The 19,359-nt window shown below is 31.6% G+C and carries 17 protein-coding genes and 1 pseudogene; 1 reads left to right on the top strand and 17 read right to left on the bottom strand.

What is annotated here, in order from left to right; all coding sequences use genetic code 11:
• Window positions 1-4: 4 nt before the first annotated feature.
• The 9 genes and pseudogenes from CAAU_RS08955 to CAAU_RS15445 all read right to left on the bottom strand — a co-directional run bounded on the left by CAAU_RS08955 (window position 5) and on the right by CAAU_RS15445 (window position 11,733).
• Window positions 5-925 (bottom strand): ABC transporter permease, encoded by a 921-nt coding sequence (locus CAAU_RS08955; protein ID WP_008909125.1) that lies wholly within the window; start codon window positions 923-925, stop codon window positions 5-7.
• A gap of 478 nt (window positions 926-1,403) precedes the next feature.
• On the bottom strand, window positions 1,404-2,831 hold the full coding sequence (gene gatB, locus CAAU_RS08950; RefSeq protein WP_008909123.1) for an Asp-tRNA(Asn)/Glu-tRNA(Gln) amidotransferase subunit GatB: 1,428 nt from the start codon (window positions 2,829-2,831) through the stop codon (window positions 1,404-1,406).
• 11 nt (window positions 2,832-2,842) lie between these two features.
• The gene (gene gatA / locus CAAU_RS08945) at window positions 2,843-4,294 is read right to left on the bottom strand and encodes an Asp-tRNA(Asn)/Glu-tRNA(Gln) amidotransferase subunit GatA (RefSeq protein WP_040306388.1); all 1,452 of its coding nucleotides are present in this window, start codon (window positions 4,292-4,294) and stop codon (window positions 2,843-2,845) included.
• A gap of 5 nt (window positions 4,295-4,299) precedes the next feature.
• Complete coding sequence (gene gatC, locus CAAU_RS08940) at window positions 4,300-4,587, bottom strand: Asp-tRNA(Asn)/Glu-tRNA(Gln) amidotransferase subunit GatC (protein ID WP_008909121.1); 288 nt, start codon at window positions 4,585-4,587, stop codon at window positions 4,300-4,302.
• A gap of 60 nt (window positions 4,588-4,647) precedes the next feature.
• Window positions 4,648-6,644: pseudogene (gene ligA, locus CAAU_RS08935) on the bottom strand (NAD-dependent DNA ligase LigA).
• A 10-nt stretch (window positions 6,645-6,654) separates the two neighbouring features.
• Window positions 6,655-8,838 (bottom strand): DNA helicase PcrA, encoded by a 2,184-nt coding sequence (pcrA, locus tag CAAU_RS08930; protein WP_192811214.1) that lies wholly within the window; start codon window positions 8,836-8,838, stop codon window positions 6,655-6,657.
• 74 nt (window positions 8,839-8,912) lie between these two features.
• Window positions 8,913-9,647, bottom strand: a complete 735-nt coding sequence (locus CAAU_RS08925; protein ID WP_008909117.1) for a pseudouridine synthase — start codon at window positions 9,645-9,647, stop codon at window positions 8,913-8,915.
• A 78-nt stretch (window positions 9,648-9,725) separates the two neighbouring features.
• Window positions 9,726-11,084, bottom strand: a complete 1,359-nt coding sequence (locus tag CAAU_RS08920) for a patatin-like phospholipase family protein (RefSeq protein WP_008909116.1) — start codon at window positions 11,082-11,084, stop codon at window positions 9,726-9,728.
• 22 nt (window positions 11,085-11,106) lie between these two features.
• Window positions 11,107-11,733 carry a lytic transglycosylase domain-containing protein gene (locus tag CAAU_RS15445; protein WP_008909115.1) on the bottom strand — a complete coding sequence of 209 codons (627 nt, stop codon included), beginning with the start codon at window positions 11,731-11,733 and terminating at the stop codon, window positions 11,107-11,109.
• Window positions 11,734-11,882: 149 nt separating this feature from the next.
• Between CAAU_RS15445 and CAAU_RS08910 the strand changes: the two genes are divergently transcribed.
• Window positions 11,883-12,110, top strand: a complete 228-nt coding sequence (locus CAAU_RS08910) for a hypothetical protein (RefSeq protein ID WP_008909114.1) — start codon at window positions 11,883-11,885, stop codon at window positions 12,108-12,110.
• 21 nt (window positions 12,111-12,131) lie between these two features.
• Here the strand turns inward: CAAU_RS08910 and CAAU_RS08905 are convergent, their stop codons facing one another.
• The 8 genes from CAAU_RS08905 to pglZ all read right to left on the bottom strand — a co-directional run bounded on the left by CAAU_RS08905 (window position 12,132) and on the right by pglZ (window position 19,355).
• Window positions 12,132-13,100, bottom strand: a complete 969-nt coding sequence (locus CAAU_RS08905; RefSeq protein WP_008909113.1) for a TRM11 family SAM-dependent methyltransferase — start codon at window positions 13,098-13,100, stop codon at window positions 12,132-12,134.
• Window positions 13,101-13,111: 11 nt separating this feature from the next.
• Window positions 13,112-14,038: a type II restriction endonuclease gene (locus CAAU_RS08900; RefSeq protein ID WP_008909112.1), complete on the bottom strand. Its 927-nt coding sequence runs from the start codon at window positions 14,036-14,038 to the stop codon at window positions 13,112-13,114.
• Between the two features lie 29 nt (window positions 14,039-14,067).
• Complete coding sequence (locus CAAU_RS08895; RefSeq protein WP_008909111.1) at window positions 14,068-14,979, bottom strand: DNA adenine methylase; 912 nt, start codon at window positions 14,977-14,979, stop codon at window positions 14,068-14,070.
• A 424-nt stretch (window positions 14,980-15,403) separates the two neighbouring features.
• Window positions 15,404-15,859 (bottom strand): hypothetical protein, encoded by a 456-nt coding sequence (locus CAAU_RS08890; protein ID WP_008909110.1) that lies wholly within the window; start codon window positions 15,857-15,859, stop codon window positions 15,404-15,406.
• Window positions 15,856-16,230, bottom strand: coding sequence for a helix-turn-helix domain-containing protein (locus tag CAAU_RS08885; protein ID WP_008909109.1), 375 nt, complete (start codon window positions 16,228-16,230; stop codon window positions 15,856-15,858). The genes CAAU_RS08890 and CAAU_RS08885 overlap by 4 nt, the downstream gene beginning before the upstream one ends.
• A 45-nt stretch (window positions 16,231-16,275) precedes the next feature.
• Window positions 16,276-16,716 carry a type II toxin-antitoxin system RelE/ParE family toxin gene (locus CAAU_RS08880; RefSeq protein WP_008909108.1) on the bottom strand — a complete coding sequence of 147 codons (441 nt, stop codon included), beginning with the start codon at window positions 16,714-16,716 and terminating at the stop codon, window positions 16,276-16,278.
• Window positions 16,717-16,767: 51 nt separating this feature from the next.
• The gene (locus CAAU_RS08875) at window positions 16,768-17,475 is read right to left on the bottom strand and encodes a hypothetical protein (RefSeq protein WP_008909107.1); all 708 of its coding nucleotides are present in this window, start codon (window positions 17,473-17,475) and stop codon (window positions 16,768-16,770) included.
• A 14-nt stretch (window positions 17,476-17,489) separates the two neighbouring features.
• Window positions 17,490-19,355, bottom strand: a complete 1,866-nt coding sequence (gene pglZ / locus CAAU_RS08870; RefSeq protein WP_008909106.1) for a BREX-3 system phosphatase PglZ — start codon at window positions 19,353-19,355, stop codon at window positions 17,490-17,492.
• Window positions 19,356-19,359: the final 4 nt, after the last annotated feature.

The following is a 19,359-nucleotide window of genomic DNA, read 5'->3' as shown; positions in this document are numbered from 1 at the left end:
CTCCTTACGCTTCTAGCTTAATTCTTGGGTCTATTACTGCATATAATAAGTCAACTATAAAGTTAAATGCTATAAGCAAGAAGCTGTCGAATACTGTAAGACCCATTATCATCGAATAATCTCTGTTGTATATTCCTGTAACGAACTCTCTACCAAGACCTGGTATACCAAATACCTTTTCTATAACGAAACTTCCTGTTAAAATACCTGCCATTAAAGGTCCTAAATAAGTAACTATTGGAATAAGTGCGTTTCTTAATGCATGCTTGTAAATAACGACATATCTTGATAATCCCTTTGCCTTTGCTGTTCTTATATAGTCCTGTCTTATAACATCAAGAAGGCTTGACCTAGTTAATCTCGCTATAAATGATAATGAGTATCCGCCAAGAGCTAAAACTGGCATTACATAGTTTGCTGGTCCTTCAAAGCCTACAGCTGGAAGAATTTGAAGCTTAACAGCAAAAACTAAAATTAAAAATGTTGCCATAACAAAGCTTGGAACAGTAACTCCTAATGTTGCAATAACCATAACAAGCTGATCCTGCCATTTTCCTTGATTTAGAGCTGCTGTAACTCCAAGATAAGTTCCAAATATGAGTGAAACAATAACAGTTACAAGTCCAAGTTTAGCTGATGTTGGGAAGGAATAAGCAATAATATCATTTACTGTTCTTCCTTCATACTTTAATGATGGTCCAAGATCTCCCTTTAAAAGATTTTTCATATACATCATATATTGCTCAGAAATAGGCTTGTTTAGCCCAAACTTTTCCTCAAGATTTGCCTTAATCTGAGGTGGAAGCGGCTTTTCGCTATCAAATGGACCTCCAGGGATAGCATGCATTAAGAAAAATGTTGCTGTTGCTATTACCCAAAGAGTTACAATACTGGCCACGAGTCTTTTGATGATGTAATTTAGCATACGATCTCTCCCCTCTTTTTTGCGTTTGTTAACTTTATTTTAATTTGTTTTAAATTTTTTAACAAATTGAAAAAATTTAATTTTCGTTAAATTTTTAATATATTTCTCTCGATTTTTCGTTATTTATTGGATTTTCGAATACATTCTGATATTGCCTTCAGTTTTTAAAAAAATTTAAAAATAATTTAAACTACGAAATAAATTATAATTCAAATAAAATTTTAATTCAAGATAAAATTTTTGAATTAAAATATGTGTTATTTTTTCACGAAAAAGAATTTTTATGCAAATATCTACTAATAAACTAATGATTTTATTTATATTTATAAATTGTTATTTGTAAAACAAATTTAAAATTCTTTTTTCATAATATTTTTTATATTGAATAATATTTTTTTATTAATTTTAATAATTTTTTGAATAATTTTTATTTTGAAGGCATTTGCCCAAAAATAATAGCGCATGCAATTGGCACGCGCTACCTTTTTAAAAGCTCTTCTTCTACTAATTTATTAACCATCTGAGGATTTGCCTTACCCTTTGAGGCCTTCATAACTTGACCTACTATAAATCCAACCGCCTTTGTTTTTCCGTTTTTAAAATCTGTCACAGATTGTGGATTTTCGTCGAGAACTTTATTAACTATTTCCCTTATTGCAGCTTCATCTGTAATTTGAACAAGTCCTTTTTCTTCGACAATTTTTTCAGGATCCTTTCCTGTTTCAAACATATCTACAAAAACCTTTTTTGCAATTGTATTTGATATTGTTCCCTTTTCCACTAAGGAAATCAATTTCACAAGGTCCTTTGCAGTAAATTTTACATCCGTAATTTCCATTTCCCTGTCATTAAGTATTCTTAAAACTTCACCCATAATCCAGTTGCTTATTGTCTTTGGATTTCCGCCGATATTTACAGCTTCTTCAAAGAAGGCTGCAAGTTCCTTTGAAGTTGTAATTATATTGGCATCGTATTCTGGAAGGCCAAATTCTTCTATATATCTTTTTTTCTTTTCATCTGGAAGCTCTGGCATTGTCTTTCTTATATCTTCAATCCATTCATCATCAAGCTTTAAATAAACCATATCAGGTTCAGGGAAATATCTATAATCATGAGCCTCTTCCTTGCTTCTCATAACTATTGTCTGACCCCTTGCCTCATCCCATCTTCTAGTTTCCTGGACTATTCTTTCTCCCTTTTTAATTGCATTTATCTGTCTTTCTATTTCATACTCAAGGGCCTTTTCAAGGGCTTTAAATGAATTCATATTCTTGATCTCTGTTTTTACTCCAAATTCGGTTGAACCCTTTGGCCTTACTGAGACGTTGGCATCACACCTTAAGGAACCTTCCTGCATCTTGCAGTCGGAAACTTCTGTGTATAAAAGGATTGATCTTAACTTTTCAAAGAACATCCTTGCCTCTTTTGGACTTCTCATATCCGGATTTGTAACTATCTCAATTAATGGCACCCCGGATCTATTAAAATCTATAAGTGAGTTTTCCCCCTCATGAAGGGCCTTTCCTGCGTCCTCTTCAATATGTATTCTTTGAATTCCAATTCTTTTTACTCCCTCATCGGTTTCAATTTCAATATATCCTTCGCTGCAGAGGGGAGTTTCATGCTGAGTAATCTGATAATTCTTAGGTGCGTCCGGATAAAAATAGTTTTTTCTTGCCATATATGTATCCTTATTTATTTTACAGTTTAATGCAAGGCCTGCCTTTATAGCAAAGTCTACAACTGATTTATTTAAAACCGGTAATGCTCCAGGAAGTCCAAGACAAACAGGACAGCAATGGGTATTTGCATCTTTACCGAATTCAGTAGTGCAGGAGCAGAATATCTTTGATTTTGTTGAAAGCTCTGCATGTATCTCAAGACCGATAACTGCTTCAAAATCCATATTAGCACCTCCTATAGATTAGGCCTTAAGTTAAGGGATAGAGCCTTTTCAATTCCATGGGCAAGGCTTATAATCTCCCCTTCTTTAAAGTAATTCCCTATAATCTGAAGCCCTACAGGTAAGTTGTCTGATAAACCTGCTGGGATGGATACTGCAGGAAGTCCTGCAATATTAACAGGAACTGTGCAGATGTCTGATAAATACATCTTTAGTGGATCATCAGCCTTTTCTCCAAATTTGAAGGCAACCGATGGTGATGTTGGAGAAATTATTAAATTAACATCCTCAAAGGCCTTCTTAAATTCATTGATTATTAAAGTTTTAACCTTTAGAGCTTTTTTGTAATATGCATCGTAATATCCAGATGATAGTGCATAGGTTCCAAGCATAATTCTTCTTTTAACTTCCCTTCCAAAGCCTTGGCTTCTTGATTTAACATAAAGAACAACGACATCCTCAAAGTCCTTTGCCCTAACTCCATATCTTATACCATCGAATCTTGCAAGGTTTGAACTAGCCTCTGAACTTGAAAGAATATAGTAAACCGCAAGGGCATATTGAGACATTGGAAGATTTATTTCCTTTATTTCAGCATCTAAATCCTTTAAAAGGGCAATTGCCTTTTCTAGTTCCTTTTTAACTCCATTATCTATGCCCTCTCCAAAGTATTCCTTTGGAAGACCAACCTTAACTCCCTTAAGGGATTTATTCAAATATGTAGTAAAGTCCTCTACCTTAACATCTACTGAAGTTGAATCCTTGTTATCCTTTCCGCATATTGCATTTAAAACTAAAGCAGCATCCTCGACATCCCTTGTAAAAGGTCCTATCTGATCTAAGGATGATGCAAAGGCAACAAGTCCATATCTTGAAACCCTGCCGTAGGTAGGCTTAAATCCAACAACACCGCAAAGTGACGCCGGCTGCCTTATGGAACCTCCTGTATCTGAACCTAAAGTATAATATGCCTCACCTGCTGCAACTGCTGCTGCAGAACCACCTGAGGATCCCCCTGGCACCCTTTCTAAATCGTATGGATTTCTTGTCTTTTTAAAGGCAGAGTTTTCTGTTGATGAGCCCATTGCAAATTCATCCATATTAAGCCTTCCAACGATTACTGCCCCATTATCCTTTAGCCTTTCTACAACAGTTGCATCGTATGGCGATACGAAATTTTCTAATATCTTTGATGCACAGGTTGTTTTTCTACCCTTCATGCAGATGTTATCCTTAATAGCCATTGGAATTCCTGCAAGGTCCTTTACATCTTCCCCTTGCGCTATTTTTTTATCTATTTCCTTTGCGGCCTCTATTGCATCTTCAAAAACTTCTAAGTATGCGTTAACCTTACTATCAACCTCATTTATTCTTTCTAATGTTTTTCTTGTAACCTCTTCTGCTGTAACTTCCCTTTTTCTTAAAAGATCCCTTATCTCATGTGCTGACAAGTAATGCATCCTTATCCCTCCTAATCAACAACTTTAGGAACCCTAAAGTATCCATTTTCTTTATCTGGTGCATTTAAAAGGACTTCATCAAGGCTCAAGGATGGCTTAACCTCATCCTCCCTTAAGGCGTTAAACATAGGATATGATGATATGCTTATTTCAACGTTTTCTGTATCAATTTCATTGAGCTTTTCAACAAACTGCAAAATCTTATTAAAATCCCCTACAAACTTTTCCTTTTCCTCTTCGCTAAACTCAAGCCTTGCAAGTTTAGCAACATAGTCAACTTGACTTTTATCTACTGCCATACTAACCTTCCTTTCCCTTTAAGTTTATCTTTATTCATTATAGCAGAATATAGAATTTTTCTAAATATTTTCAGCTTCCTTTATCATTTCTAAAAATTCTGCCTCGTTTACAATATTTATATTAAGTTCCTGGGCCTTTTTCAGTTTGCTTCCAGGGCTTTCACCAACTAAAACAAAGCTTGTTTTTTTAGATACGCTTCCTGAAACCTTTCCGCCTAGCCTTTCAATTAGTGATTCTACTTCATCCCTTGTAAATTTTTCTAAAGTCCCAGTAACAACTATCGTTTTGCCTTCAAATATTTGAGGTGCTGCAGAACCTTCTTTTAGTGTAGCCATATTTACTCCTGCAAGTTTGAATTTTTCAATAAGCTGAAGGTTATGCTCCTCCTTGAAAAATTCAAAAATGCTTCTTGCAATTTTTTCTCCTATTTCTTCAACCTGCATAAAATCCTCAATGCCCGCCTTCATTATATTTTCAAGGGTTTTAAAATACTTTGTTAAATTCTTAGCAGATTTTAAACCTACATATCTTATTCCAAGCCCAAATAGAAATCTTTCTAAGTCATTTTCTTTACTTTTTTGAATGGCTTGAATTAGCTTTGCGGCAGACTTTTTCCCAAACCTTGGAAGATTTACAAGGTCCTCCTCCTTTAAAAAGTAAAGATCAGCAGCATCCTTAATAAGATTATTATCTAAAAGTAGATTTACGACCTGTGGACCTAATCCTTCTATATTCATGGCATCCCTTGACGCAAAGTGAACTATGCTTCTTTTTATCTGGGCAGGGCAGGACATATTAGTGCATCTTAAAACTGCCTCTCCTTCCTCCCTTACAGCCAAACCACCGCATACAGGGCAATTCTTTGGCATTTCGAAGGCAACTTCGCTTCCATCCCTTTCTTCAAAAACAACCTCGACAACTTCAGGGATTATTTCCCCTGCCTTTTGGATAATTACTGTATCTCCGATTTTTATATCCTTTTCCCTAATATAGTCTTCGTTATGTAAAGTTGCCCTTGAAACCGTCGTCCCTGCAATCCTAACCGGCTCTAAAATTGCAGTTGGAGTTATAGCTCCGGTCCTTCCAACCTGAAGGATAATATCCTTTAATTTTGTTTTTTCTTTTCTGCTGGATATTTATAGGCAACTGCCCATCTTGGGGTTTTGGCCGTTTGGCCTAATATGTCCCTTTTATCAAGCTCATTAACCTTTACTACAACCCCATCTATATCATAGGGCAGATCTCCCCTTGTCTCTCCTAATTCCTGAATTTTTTCTATAACTTCATCTATATCTTTGCACACATATCTTACTGGGCTTACCTTAAACCCAAGCTCCTTTAAATATTCAAGTCCGTCCTTGTGCTTTTCAATTTTAGGTCCTGAATATCTTTGGATGTTGAATATAAATATGTCAAGTTTTCTCTCTGCTGTAATTTTGGGATCAAGCTGCCTTATTGAGCCTGCTGCTGCATTTCTCGGATTTGCAAATAGGGGAAGCTCTAATATCTCACGCTCTTCATTTAGCCTTTCAAATTCTTTTTTAGGCATATAAACTTCACCACGAACCTCTAAAAGGTTCTTATCTTTAATCCTTAGAGGGAGAGATTTTATAGTTTTTACGTTTTGAGTAACATCCTCTCCTATATTTCCATCTCCCCTTGTTGCTGCCCTTATAAGCTCTCCCTTTTCATAAAGAATTGAAACGGAAAGTCCATCTATCTTTAATTCCACCACATATTCAACCTCACCAACTGCCGATACTACCCTATTGTGCCAATCTTTTAGCTCTTCAAAGGAAAAAACATCCTGCAAAGAGAGCATTGGGACAGCATGCTGAACCTGTTGAAATTCTTTAAGGGGTTTTCCCCCAACCCTTTCGGTGGGGGAATTTGGTGATTTAAACTGAGGGTATTCCTCCTCAAGCTTTTTAAGTTCCCTCATCAGCATATCGTATTCATAGTCACTTATCTCAGGATTATCCTCAACATAGTATTTATGGTTGTGGTATTCTATAATCTCCCTAAGCTCTTCTATCCTCTTTTTTATATCCTCCATCCTATCCCTCCTAAACAACCTCAAGGGGTGCTGTTGATAAAAGTAAAGTTTTAACTCCTGCCTTTTCAAAGCTAACCGTAACCTGAAGATCTCCCTTAGAATCCTTTATGGCAATCACGATTCCAATTCCAAATATCTTATGCTTTACCCTATCGCCAAGCTTAACTTGAATATTATTCTTCTTTTTAGGCTCTTCAATTTTTACTTTGCTATCAACAGTATAGGCAAGCTGAGTATTAGGCTTTAGGTCTTCATAGATAAACCTTGATGGCTTTGATGTCTTCCTCGATAGATCCTCCAAAAGGTCCTCTGGAATTTCATCTATAAAGGAGGATACCGGGTTAAAGGAGGTTCTTCCAAAAATTAGCCTCTGTTTTGCACATGTAAGATACAATATTTCCTTTGCCCTTGTAATTCCAACATAGCAAAGTCTTCTTTCTTCCTCCATTTCATCATCGTCCTCAAGGGCTGAAAAATGAGGGAATATTCCATCCTCCATGCCGGCTATAAATACAACTGGAAACTCAAGCCCCTTTGCTGCATGCAGCGTCATCAATGTCACTGATGTTTTTCCTTCTATCGTATCTTGGTCTGATACAAGGGATATCCTTTCAAGATAAGCCTCAAGGGTTTTTTCCTCCGAAGTTTGTTCAAATTCAACTGCAGATGAATAAAGTTCCTTTAGGTTTTCAATTCTTGCATCCGCCTCAGGGGAGCCCTCCTTTTGAAGCTCCTCTAGATATCCTGTTTTTTCAAGTATTTCGTTTATAAGTTCTGAAACCTTTATTTGATTTTTTATGCTTATAAAGTAATTCATTAGGGACGTAAACTTTCTTATTGCCGACTCTGCCCTTCCTGATATTCCAACTAAAGCTAAATTATTCAAGGCATCAAAGAAGGATATGGACATCCTTTCTGCTGCCTGCCTTATTTTATCTAAAGTGGCATCCCCAATGCCCCTTTTGGGTGTATTTATAATCCTTTCAAGGCTCAGGGTATCCTGCGGGTTGTTTATAAATTTTAAATAGGAAATAATATCCTTAATTTCCTTTCTGTCGTAGAACTTAAAGGCACCAACAACCCTATAGGGGATTCCCTGCCTTACAAAGGCCTCTTCTAAAATACGTGACATAGCGTTGGTTCTATAAAGAACAGCAAAGTCCCTATGGGAATAACCGTCCCTCAAGAGCTTTTCAACCTCATAGGCTATAAACCTTGCCTCTTCTTGATCTGTTTCCGCCCTGAAAAACTTTATATTATCCCCAAGTTTATTCTGCGTCCATAGCCTTTTTGCCTTTCTATTTTCATTGTTTGCAATAACATAGTTTGCTGCTTCAAGTATCCTCTTTGTGCATCTATAGTTTTGCTCTAATTTAACAACCTTAGCCTCAGGAAAGTCCTTTTCAAAATCTAGGATGTTTCTAATATCAGCCCCTCTGAACGAGTAAATTCCTTGATCATCATCTCCTACAACACAAAGGTTTCTGTGCTCCTTTGCAAGAAGATTTACAAGCTCATACTGAGCCCTATTGGTATCCTGATACTCGTCAACAAGGATGTATTTAAACTTCTTTTGATAATGTTTTAAAACATCTTCGTGATTTTTAAAAAGCTCAATTGTCTTAAAAATAATATCATCAAAATCAAGGGCGTTGTTTATCTTAAGTTTTCTTTGATATAAGGAATATATTTCAGCTATTTTTTTGCTTCTAAAGTCATTACTCATCCTCAAATATTCTTTTGGATCGATTAACTGATCCTTTAAGCTTCCTATTTTGCCTAGCATCTCCTTTGGAGGATATACCTTTTCACTAAGATCAAGCTCCTTTAAAACCTGTTTTATTATCTTTTCCTGGTCAGATGTATCGTATATTACAAAATTTTTGCCATAACCTAATCTTTCTATATCGTTTCTAAGTATCCTAACACAGGCTGAATGGAAGGTGCTAATCCACATGTGCTGGGCCTTATCCCCAACAAGGGACATCACCCTTTCCTTCATCTCATCTGCAGCCTTATTTGTAAATGTTATGGCAAGTATTGAATAGGGGCTAACTCCTCTTTCTATTAAATATGCTATCCTATAGGTTAAAACCCTTGTTTTACCAGAACCTGCCCCTGCTAAAATCAAAAGGGGGCCTTCTGTTGTAGTTACCGCCTCATATTGTTCCTTATTTAACTTGCTAAGATCCAGCATCTTTTCCACCTCTAAAACAAAATTCTTTAATATTATATCATTCCCCATAAATCATTGACAACAAAGTAGAACTACTCCTTAGACCTTACAGCCTCCCTTAAAAGCTCAACTTCCTCATCCGTCAGCTCCCTATACTCGCCTAATTCTAAGTTTTCATCAAGTTTTAATGGGCCAAATTCTATTCTTTTTAAATATATAACCTTTTTCCCAACCGCCTCAAACATCCTTTTTACCTGATGATACTTTCCTTCATATATAACAAGCTCAATTTCAGAAACTTCACCTGAAACTAAAATTTCAAGTTCCGAAGGCAAAGTCCTATAACCATCGTCAAGGACAACCCCCTTTTTAAACTTTTTAACATCATCTTCAGTTACCCTTCCTAAAACCTTTGCGTAGTATTTCTTTGGAACGTGTCTTTTGGGAGATAAAAGAAAATGATTAAGTTCACCATCGTTGGTTAAAATCAAGAGCCCCTCAGTATCCTTATCAAGCCTTCCAACTGGTGATGGGGAAAACACCTTGTATTCATCTTCTATAAGATCAAGGACGGTTTTTTCAACATCATCGTATGTAGCCGTAATTACCCCTTTAGGCTTATTGAGCATAAGATATATAAATTCTCTGTAAAATACTTTTTCGCCATCAACTAAAATTTCATCCTCTTGAGGGTCCACATGGATGGAGCTATCCTTTACTACTTTCCCATTCACTTCAACAAGTCCATCCTTTACCATCATCTTAACTTCTTTTCTTGTTCCATATCCTAAATTTGAAAGTATTTTATCAAGCCTTTCTCTTTTCATATTATCTCCTCCACCATTTTCATTAATATGATTTTAACCTCAAAAAAGAAAAAAGGCAATTCCAAAGGAACTGCCAAACTAATCCACCGCCTTTTCCCTTTGAACATTCTCCCTCTCAAGCAATAGGGCAATTAGCATATTTGATATTACAATCTTTGGAAAGGCCATAGCAATGAATCTTCTCATCCTTTTTACCTTTTCATCCTTTTCTTCTATATTAGCATCATAGGATATTAAATATTTTTTATCAAAGGCATTTTTCAAAAGCTCCTTGTCAAATTCAAGTTGAGTCCTTGCAAGTAAAAGCCTATTTATCCATGGCATATTTTCTTTATAGTTTTCGCTTTCTATAATTTTATTATATTCTTCTAATATTCTCTCAGATAGTTCCTTTAGGGTATAAACCCTCTTTCTTTCTATTCCAAGCTGTTCTGCTGCTATTTCAAGCATCGCAGGAAAAACTCCCTCTAAAGAAAGTTTCCCATTTGAATACTGCTGAATAGTCCTTATTATCTTATCCAAAATAATTTTATTTGCTGCACTTTTTCTAACCCCTATATCAAGTCCTAAAAAGGCATACATCCTTTTTAGGTAATTTATATCAAGGCTTTTTATAAACTCCTTCCCCTCATCAAATTCCTTGTTTGGAATAAAGTAGTATTTGTGTCCTTTTAATTTTCCAAAAACCCTTAAAGTATCAAGATAACCCAGTTCAATATTTTCCTTTGACCTTTCTCCATCGAATTCTAATGTCCCCCCAAGATCCTCAGAGTTCTTTATCTCGATTATATTAATTCCCCTTTTATTTACCCTTTTGACAAATCCAACTCCTGAAATATCAACAGTTATTATGTTTTTTATATCCTTTTTTAACATTAAGCTCAAAGGGATATTATCATAAATTCCACCATCTATAAACTTTTTATTGTCTATCTCGTGGGGTTTAAAGGCTGGAAAACAAGCACTTGCAAGAAGATAATCAACAAGCTTTCCCTCAGGAATTTCATCCTTAAAAACCTCAACGGGTTTAAAATCCGTAAGGGAGAAGGTAACTATTCCAAGATCTATTGGGGATCTTCTTATTTTATCTTCATCTATAACTTTATTTAGCATCTCCTTAAGGGGGGAAACATCAAGTCCTCCGTTGGTTATTAAATTTTTTATGGTATTTATAATAGGTATAGTCTTTCTACCTCCTTCCCCAGCTGCCACAATTTCCTTTTCAACATTTATTACATTTTCTATGCTTATCGTAGTCCAAAGTTCATAAGCAACATCAAAATCTCCTTGAACTATTATGGCACCATTTAGAGCACCAACAGAAGTCCCTGTAACAGCCTTTATAGGGACATCAAGTTCCCTAAGGGCCTTCCAAACACCTATTTCATATGCCCCTTTGGCCCCTCCACCTCCAAGGACCAGACCAAAACCATCCATCTTCCATCCCCCTCTTTAGGGCTTAAACCCTTTCTTCAATAGATTTATATTTCTCATAATATTTCATAACCTTCTTAACATAATTTACAGTCTCAACAGGCATTTTATTTATCTCTTCTACTGTATCTACGCCTCTTTTTTGCATCCTTCCAATTCCACCGTTATATGCAGCAAGGGCAAGATATTTATTCCCGTTAAATCTATTTATAAGCCCCTTTAGATATTTAACTCCGCCTTCAATATTCTCAACAGGATCAAAGGGATTAACCCCAAGGGATTCTGCCGTCTTTGGCATTAGCTGCATAAGGCCTATTGCACCTGCCCTTGATATGGCATTTGGATTAAAACCAGACTCCTGCTTAATAACTGCCTTAATAAGGGCCTCCTCAACACCAAATTTTCTCGAGGCCTCTTTAATGGCAGCTTCAATTGAAATACCCTTTTGTAAACCTTCTATTTCTCCTTCATAATCTCCATTTGATGTATTTTTATTCATATCTTCATTTGTTTTTACGCCCTCTTGATTTAAACTTGACTTTAAAATATTCTCTAAAACTGTTTGAAAGAGCATTTGCCCTTCAATGCTAGTCGACGCTGTCCCTTGCATAATATAAAGCTGTAAAAGCTTTGCAACATCATCTACTCTCACGGCTACCACCTCGACTTTATTATAGCACATTTGTTTTTTGTTTTTTTACTTATTTTTTCTGTATTTTTTCCCAAAAAATCACACAAAATAATATAAAAATTTTTATATTTTTACATTATTTTATTCCAAAATCAAAAAGGGGTGATAAAATGACCTGCCCAAGGAAAAAGGATGTAGATCTTCAAAACATCGACGATAAAGAGCTTGATATTTACACTCCCGACGGACTTGATTATCCAATAATCGAAAAAACAAACAACGCCCTTTTATGGCCCGACTCACCCAAAAGCGGCATAGACATCGAAGACTTTTTAGATGAAACAAACGTCCCCGAACACCCAAACAAGCCACTTAAAGATATGGATATGCCATTTTAAAACCCGTCCTATCTGGACGGGTTACTTTCTAAATACAAATAAGTATTCATGCATTATCAATAAAAAATTATACTTTAAACTTTTATTCTTCCAATATGGTGTAGAATTACAGTTATGCTGCTCTTTAATTATTATTTCTTTTAACTTAAATCCTGCATCAATGAACTTTTGCATTACACTAAAACCTATAGGAATTATATGCCCTTTTTTCCTTGTATCTCCTATTAAAATTGCACAATACTTATCCTTCTTTAATACTCTATAACATTCCTTTGCAACCTTTTCAATTTCTAACAAAAATTCTTTTACATCTAAATGTGATAAATCTCCATTAATATTTTCGCTATATTTTATTATATTTGCATAAGGTGGATGAGTGCATATTAAATCTATACTATTATCTTCAATAAAATATAAATTTCTTGCATCACCTAATTTAATATCTATCTTGGGATTATATTCATAGTTAAATTTTAAATTTTCTCTAGTTATTTCTAATGCAATAGGATTAATATCTACACCAACAGCATTTCTATTTAACAATTTTGCCTCTACTAAAGTGGTTCCACTTCCTACAAATTGATCTAATATTAATTCTCCTTCATTAGAATATCTTAATAAAATATTTCTTGGTATATATGGCGACCAATTTCCTCGATATTTACCTGAATGTGTTGCCCAATTACCTCTATCCGGGAAACTCCATATTGTAGTTGTTTCTAATTCAAATTTTTCCGGTGAAAGGTTTGTTAAATAAAGTTGTTTGCTTTCTTTTAAAAGCATATCGTTTCCTGAAAAAATCTTCTTTATGAAATCCTTTGTAAAGTTATATTTTTCAACGCATTTATCAATTTGCTTTTCTTCATAATTATTTAATATTTCTTCAATTATTCTTATGAATTCATTATTATGAAGTTTTTCAAGATGTTTCGGATAATCTTTTTTATAAAATAATTCATCACAAAACTGGCATTTTATTTTTCTTCCCATATTCTAATCCCCTATTTTAGTATTTCTTCTAATATGCCATTCTCTAACATACATATATTCAATACATAATCAATTTTATCAAAGGCCTCTCTTAATGGTCTATGTGAATCTCTCCATCCTAAGCCATCAGTAATCCAGATAAATTCATGCTCAGGAGTTTTTGATTTTATAAAATTAAATAAACTTATAAATTCACCTGATACTGACTTTAGTTTCGAGCCTCCTCCACTAAAATAGTTGGCTTCTACAAGGAAAAGTTTTTTGCCATTATCTATCGCAAAATCAAATTTTCTATCAGCTTCATCTACTATTATGTCATATCCTAAAAATCTTTTTATATTATTTGCTTTTGCTTGTTTTATGTAGCGATAATTGTATTTCAAACAAATTTCTTTTATAAATTTTTCTACTATATCTTCCATAATCCTTCCAATCCTGTTTTTCCTTGCATTTGAATCCAAACCAACCTCTATTCCAATAACATAATCAATTAAGTTACTTATTTTATTATTTATAAATAAATTAAATATACCTGATTTATCTGCAAACTCTACAACTTTTTCAACTTCATCATTACTTAATTTTTGACATCTTTTAAAATTATAAACTATATAATTGAATTTATTATCGATGGAATTTATATCTAAAGCTTTTATTTGTTTTTCTCTTATAGCTAGCAAAATAGGCATAACCTCTATAACTTCAGGATAATTTAAAATAATATTTTTAAATTCATCCTTTACATTATCTTTGCCGAACAAATTATTCAAAAGAATAAGCTTTGGAGCTATATCATTAATATTATTAAATACTTTCCTCCAATCGACAAAAAAATCTAGTTTTCTTATGGTTTCTTTTAAATTACTTAAAATAAACTGAAATACATCTTCATCATTTTTGCAATTTATTTTTTCTTTATAAATATCTAAATACTTCATATTACCCCATCCCCATTGTAATTTTATAATTAATAATTTAATACTAATATTTCATTTATATTTCCTCTTTTATCTGCCTTTGAATTTATATAACGTTTTGCTTTTATTCTATAAATATTAAAATCTTTATATAAGTCGTCAAAAAAATTATCGTTTTCATCTACATTTTTAGGATCTGAATTACTTAGCATTAGATAAGCCCCTTTTTTATTTGCCTTTTTAAAAAATTCGGCTAATTCGATTTGAGCATAATCGTCAAAATTGATTTCATTATAAGATGTAAAATTTGAAGTTTTGCTAATAGGTCTATACGGTGGATCAAAATACACAAATGTATCTTTATCTATAAAATCAATACTTTTTTTGTAATCGTCACAAAAAACTTTTACTTTACTAAGCACTAAACTTACGCTATATAAATTTTCGGCATCGCAAATTGTAGGATTCTTGTAATCTCCAAAGGGAACATTAAATTTACCTTTGCTATTTACTCTATAAAGTCCATTAAAACATGTTTTATTTAAGAAAATAAAGTATGCTGCTTTCTTTACATCAAATTCATTGTAGTTATTATATTCATCCCTAATTTTGTAATAAAATTCTTTTCTTTCTTCTTCACTATATTTTTTATATTTCTCTTCTATTTTTGAAAGCATTAATATTAAATGTTCTACATTATTTTTAATTATATTATAAACACTTATCAATTCTTTATTAACATCAAAAATATATGCTTCATTAATTTCATATTTTTGTAAAATATCAAATAAAACAGCTCCTCCGCCAACAAAAGGCTCTACATATCTACTTATTTTCCCATCCTTCAATTGCTTAGGATAATATTCATTAAATGTTTCTAGTAACTGTCCTTTACCTCCCGCCCATTTAACAAATGGTTTTGCTTTATTAGTTACTTTCATTTGCATTAATGCGTTAATCATTTATCGCATTTCTCCTTTCAAAATAAATAAATTAAAAAAATTTCTCTAACATTTTTCTTTTTTATAGTAAAATATTTTATCATAAATTCATATTTTATGATATTACATTAATATAAATAATTGGGATGAAAATAATGATTCAATATCTTCAAGAAAAGAAAACAATAAAAATCAACGACAACATAGAACATCAATAATTGATATAATTTGTAATAATAATGAAATTATACACGTATTTCCGGGTTCCTTATCATCTAAAGACGTTTTATTAAATTCATTATATAATATTTTACTTTGATAAAAAATATTTGGATTATAAATAATCTTTAGCTTTTTACTTAACACACAAAAAGCACTTTATACAAATGCCAATTAACAAACTTAGAATAAAATAGGCATCCGATAAAGTGCTTCAATAAAATTATTATTGTTTGTTTTTATTATTTTCTTTTATATTTTTTAACATATGAACATTTATCATTGGTATTCTTACAGGTGGATTAATTCCTGCAAGGGCAGTTGCTGATAAAATATATGATCTTGTAAGTTGCGATAAAGCCACTACACCATTTAATTCCAACATATTTTTAAAATCGTCAAACTTTAAATGATTTTTATTACCTATAAATTTACCTTCATAAACAATTAATATCTTAAATAGAACACTTTTCCCCTTCTTAGCAATAAAAGTTGTTTTAAACTGAACAACACCAAAATAAGCATCATTAAATTCTTCTATATTTATAATGTCATAGTCAAATTCGTTTTTTACATTAACTTTCTCATTTCCTTCATCAACTTCTTTTGTTTCTAATTCAAATTTTACTACTCTACTTGCTATCATTTGAAAATTAGCAATTATTTTATTTGCGTCTATCATGCTGCGTCACCTACAATTTCTTCAATATTGGATGATATAATATTATCATCAGTTATATCCCAGATTGTAACACTTTGCTCTTTTTCTTTGAAAATAATTTTAAACTCCAATCCTAATGCTGATGCTATTTTCCATAATTGCTCTACAGAAGGATTATATTCACCACTTTCAAGTTTAGAAACCATCGCTTGAGTGCATCCCAATTTTTGTGAAAGCTCTTTTTGCGTCAAATTATTATTAATTCTATAATTTATTAATGTTGTTGCAATATCAACCAAAATATCATCTAGTTCAAAATATCTCGTTTCTTCTTCATCTGCTATGTCATCAATTAAATCATATGGATTGCCTAAATATTTTTTTATATCCATCTCTAACCCTCCAATTTAAACATTCTAACTTATAAGTATTACCTATTAACTTAATTTTAGACCTAAAGATAATAATTCTTTTATTCTTTTCTCAGCTATTTCAATTGCTTTGTTGTAACCATCACTACTTTTTAATTTTTTATTATCTTTTTCCTGAAAACAATTTAACAAAATTACTACATCTTTATTATTAAGATAAAAAAATGAAAACAATATTCTAATATTTTTTTCTCCAACAAATCTCATAGAATATAATTTGTTATTATCTTTAAGTTGCTCAAATGATTTTTGAAATATACAATTCTTCTTCAAGTTAGTTAAAAACTGCAAGTTCTTTCTATATACCCTTGAAAAATTTTTCTTTTGACCACTTTCCTCTATCAAATCCTTTAATTCTTTATTAAAGGTAATATAAGTATATATATAATCAGAATTAAAAATTTCTGGATAAAGTATTTTATTAATCTCTTGCTTTTGTGATTTCATCCTTTCACCTCAATTATATAACTTATAAGTTATAAAAGTCAAGAAAATCTTTTAAAGATCCTTTACTCCGATAACAATGTTAGAACCAATGTTATTTTTACTCAATATATCTATATTATTAAGTTCTGTCAAATTCAAGTTGTATAAAAATGGAAAAAATGAATATAGATTTTCTGCTTCAACTATATCTATATAATCTCTATTTTGTGCTATTAAGTAGCAAGCAATCAAAAAGGCCTTAACTTGTGCATTTTCTATTATTATTTTTTTACCAGATTTATAAATTCCAATCTTTTCATTTTCAATTAATCCCCATTCCTTTAAGCTCATAATAATTCTATCTATAGAATATTTTAAAGTCTGTCTTTCGCCCCATTTTTCATAAATTTTGTTTTTTATATTTTCAAGCTTAAATCTCTCATCTAAATATAATGCTTTACCAATCAAAGAAACAATATCGTTGAAAATTGGAAAGGCAATCATCATAAGGCCATAATGAAGAGCAATCTTTTCTTCTTCTTTTACATTATCATATAAATCTAACGCAAAATCTCTAATGTTTTTATATTCTACATCCACCCATGCATTCATTAATATTGCAGCAGCTTTTCTTATCGTATCTTTACTTTGATAAAAATTACTTATGTAATCTTTTAAAAATTGCCTAATATTTTCGCTATCATTACCTTTTTTAAGTTCTTCGACAGTTAAATTTAGCCATTCTAACTTTACTGGTTTTAAAAATCCTACAAGCTTCATAAATTCATCCTTCCTTAGTGTTTTATTCTAGCAAATGGAACTATAACCTCTTCAAAAGATATACCTCCATGGCTTAATATTGATTCACCATCCTTATAAAAGGAATAATTATTGTCACATATAATATAATTATACTCATTAGGTAATCCTGTTCCAATCCATTCTATTATTTTCTTATCATTTAGATAAATATTTTTTAAATCGTTTTCATAAACAGCAATTCTACTTGATAATGTTTCAAGCAAAACACCCTCTTTAACGTTACCTTGTCCTATCGCTGATATATTCCCATGATCTGAAGTAATAAATATTTCATATCCATATTCTAAAATATTAGTAAAAAACTTATCTAAATATCCTTCATTCAAATAAAATTCAATATTATTATATAGCCCCTTATAATCAAACATTTGATTATGAACAAATCTATCTATTAAATCAACTACAATGCCAATTACATCTACATTCTTTTCCAATGCATTTTGCAAGCCTTCTTCCTCAAAAGTTTTTACATTTCTAAAAAACATAATATTCTTCTCATTATAGCCATGATTTATAAAAAAATTTTTAAAATGTTTTTCATCGTAATTTGACGTAAATAGAGTCTCTTTAAAATTAATAGGAATTTCTCCGGAAAACAATGCCTGTCTTGAAACAGAAGTTATAGTTGGAATCCATGCAAAACAAGCTTTATCTTCAATCAAATACCCCTTCTTATTAAGATAATGCTTAATAATACTCCAATTAAATTGTGACATGCAATCAAATACTATTAAAATTACTTTTTTCTTCTTTTCTTTTTTAATGGTATTTATTATATAATGTTGAATTTGATGAATCATTACAGGTCCATTAAAATAAGACAAATATGGCAGTTTACCATAATTCATATAAAGCCAGTTTTTAAATTTATCGTTTAAACTTAAACTTAGCGATTTATATTCTTCTTTATTTAAAATGCAACTTATTCTAACTATTTCCCCAAAAATCTTGGCTAATTCTATCCAATCTTTATAATCACTGATGCTATCAGTTTTCTTCTTTAATTTATTAATCATCATTCCATATTCGTTATTTAAAACAGAATTTCTATCTAGTATAATCCCTATTTTAGCAAATTCGGGTATATTATCATTTATTTGAATATCAACAGAATGCAAGTATCCTTCCGAGAATAAATTATCAATATACACTTTTATATCTGTATCATTAAAATCAACAATGCTTTTTATAGACGGATTAATAAAACTATTCACAAACATTTCCCACTGATTTTGTAAAAAATTAAAGAATTTATCTTTCCCCATTAATATTTCATTAAGTAAATCATAATCTAAATTCAATCTCTCATATAAATGCTCTACTAAAATGCTAGGCAGCTCAATTCCTTTGTAATATAACCTTAATATGATTTTAATTAAGTCATTAAAAGTGTTAATAAGTTGGATATCAATATAATAAACATTTTTTAATAAAAAGTCACAAGTTTCCTCATAAGATAATATTCTTTTAATATTTTTTGCTTTTTCATAAATAATACCATAATTTTCTCTTGCAATATATTTTAAAACCCTAACATCAATATTTTTAAATATATCATTTAAACTTATATCAACCAAAAAATAATCCTCTTTAATATCATATGGAATATAGACATTATCATTTACTATTAATATAAGCTTCTTGGAGGAATTCCTACATTCCGCTTCAAAATAAATTCTATAATATTCGATGTCTTTAAATTCAAAAATCTCATAACCTTCCTTTAGTATTTTTTCTATTATAAGTTCGTTTGAAATTAAATTGTCAAAATCAAAAATTAAAATATGTTCATATAAGTTTAATGGAATTTTTCTCAACAGAATATCATTAATATTCATACCA

Origin of the sequence: Caloramator australicus RC3, from assembly GCF_000297115.1 — a bacterium.
Taxonomy (GTDB): Bacteria; Bacillota; Clostridia; order Clostridiales; family Caloramatoraceae; genus Caloramator; species Caloramator australicus.
Note: the sequence above shows the minus strand (reverse complement) of the source record. Positions and strands in the feature narration are given on the sequence as shown.

Bases quoted from the DNA above. Each gene is read 5' to 3' on its own strand.
- CAAU_RS08895 (WP_008909111.1), bottom strand. From the start codon at position 14,979: ATGATTAACGCATTAATGCAAATGAAAGTAACTAATAAAGCAAAACCA.
- pglZ (WP_008909106.1), bottom strand. From the start codon at position 19,355: ATGAATATTAATGATATTCTGTTGAGAAAAATTCCATTAAACTTATAT.
- CAAU_RS08900 (WP_008909112.1), bottom strand. From the start codon at position 14,038: ATGAAGTATTTAGATATTTATAAAGAAAAAATAAATTGCAAAAATGAT.
- gatB (WP_008909123.1), bottom strand. From the start codon at position 2,831: ATGGATTTTGAAGCAGTTATCGGTCTTGAGATACATGCAGAGCTTTCA.
- gatC (WP_008909121.1), bottom strand. From the start codon at position 4,587: ATGGCAGTAGATAAAAGTCAAGTTGACTATGTTGCTAAACTTGCAAGG.
- CAAU_RS08910 (WP_008909114.1), top strand. From the start codon at position 11,883: ATGACCTGCCCAAGGAAAAAGGATGTAGATCTTCAAAACATCGACGAT.
- CAAU_RS08885 (WP_008909109.1), bottom strand. From the start codon at position 16,230: ATGGATATAAAAAAATATTTAGGCAATCCATATGATTTAATTGATGAC.
- CAAU_RS08920 (WP_008909116.1), bottom strand. From the start codon at position 11,084: ATGGATGGTTTTGGTCTGGTCCTTGGAGGTGGAGGGGCCAAAGGGGCA.
- CAAU_RS08955 (WP_008909125.1), bottom strand. From the start codon at position 925: ATGCTAAATTACATCATCAAAAGACTCGTGGCCAGTATTGTAACTCTT.
- CAAU_RS08905 (WP_008909113.1), bottom strand. From the start codon at position 13,100: ATGGGAAGAAAAATAAAATGCCAGTTTTGTGATGAATTATTTTATAAA.
- CAAU_RS08890 (WP_008909110.1), bottom strand. From the start codon at position 15,859: ATGATAGACGCAAATAAAATAATTGCTAATTTTCAAATGATAGCAAGT.
- CAAU_RS08875 (WP_008909107.1), bottom strand. From the start codon at position 17,475: ATGAAGCTTGTAGGATTTTTAAAACCAGTAAAGTTAGAATGGCTAAAT.
- CAAU_RS08925 (WP_008909117.1), bottom strand. From the start codon at position 9,647: ATGAAAAGAGAAAGGCTTGATAAAATACTTTCAAATTTAGGATATGGA.
- CAAU_RS08880 (WP_008909108.1), bottom strand. From the start codon at position 16,716: ATGAAATCACAAAAGCAAGAGATTAATAAAATACTTTATCCAGAAATT.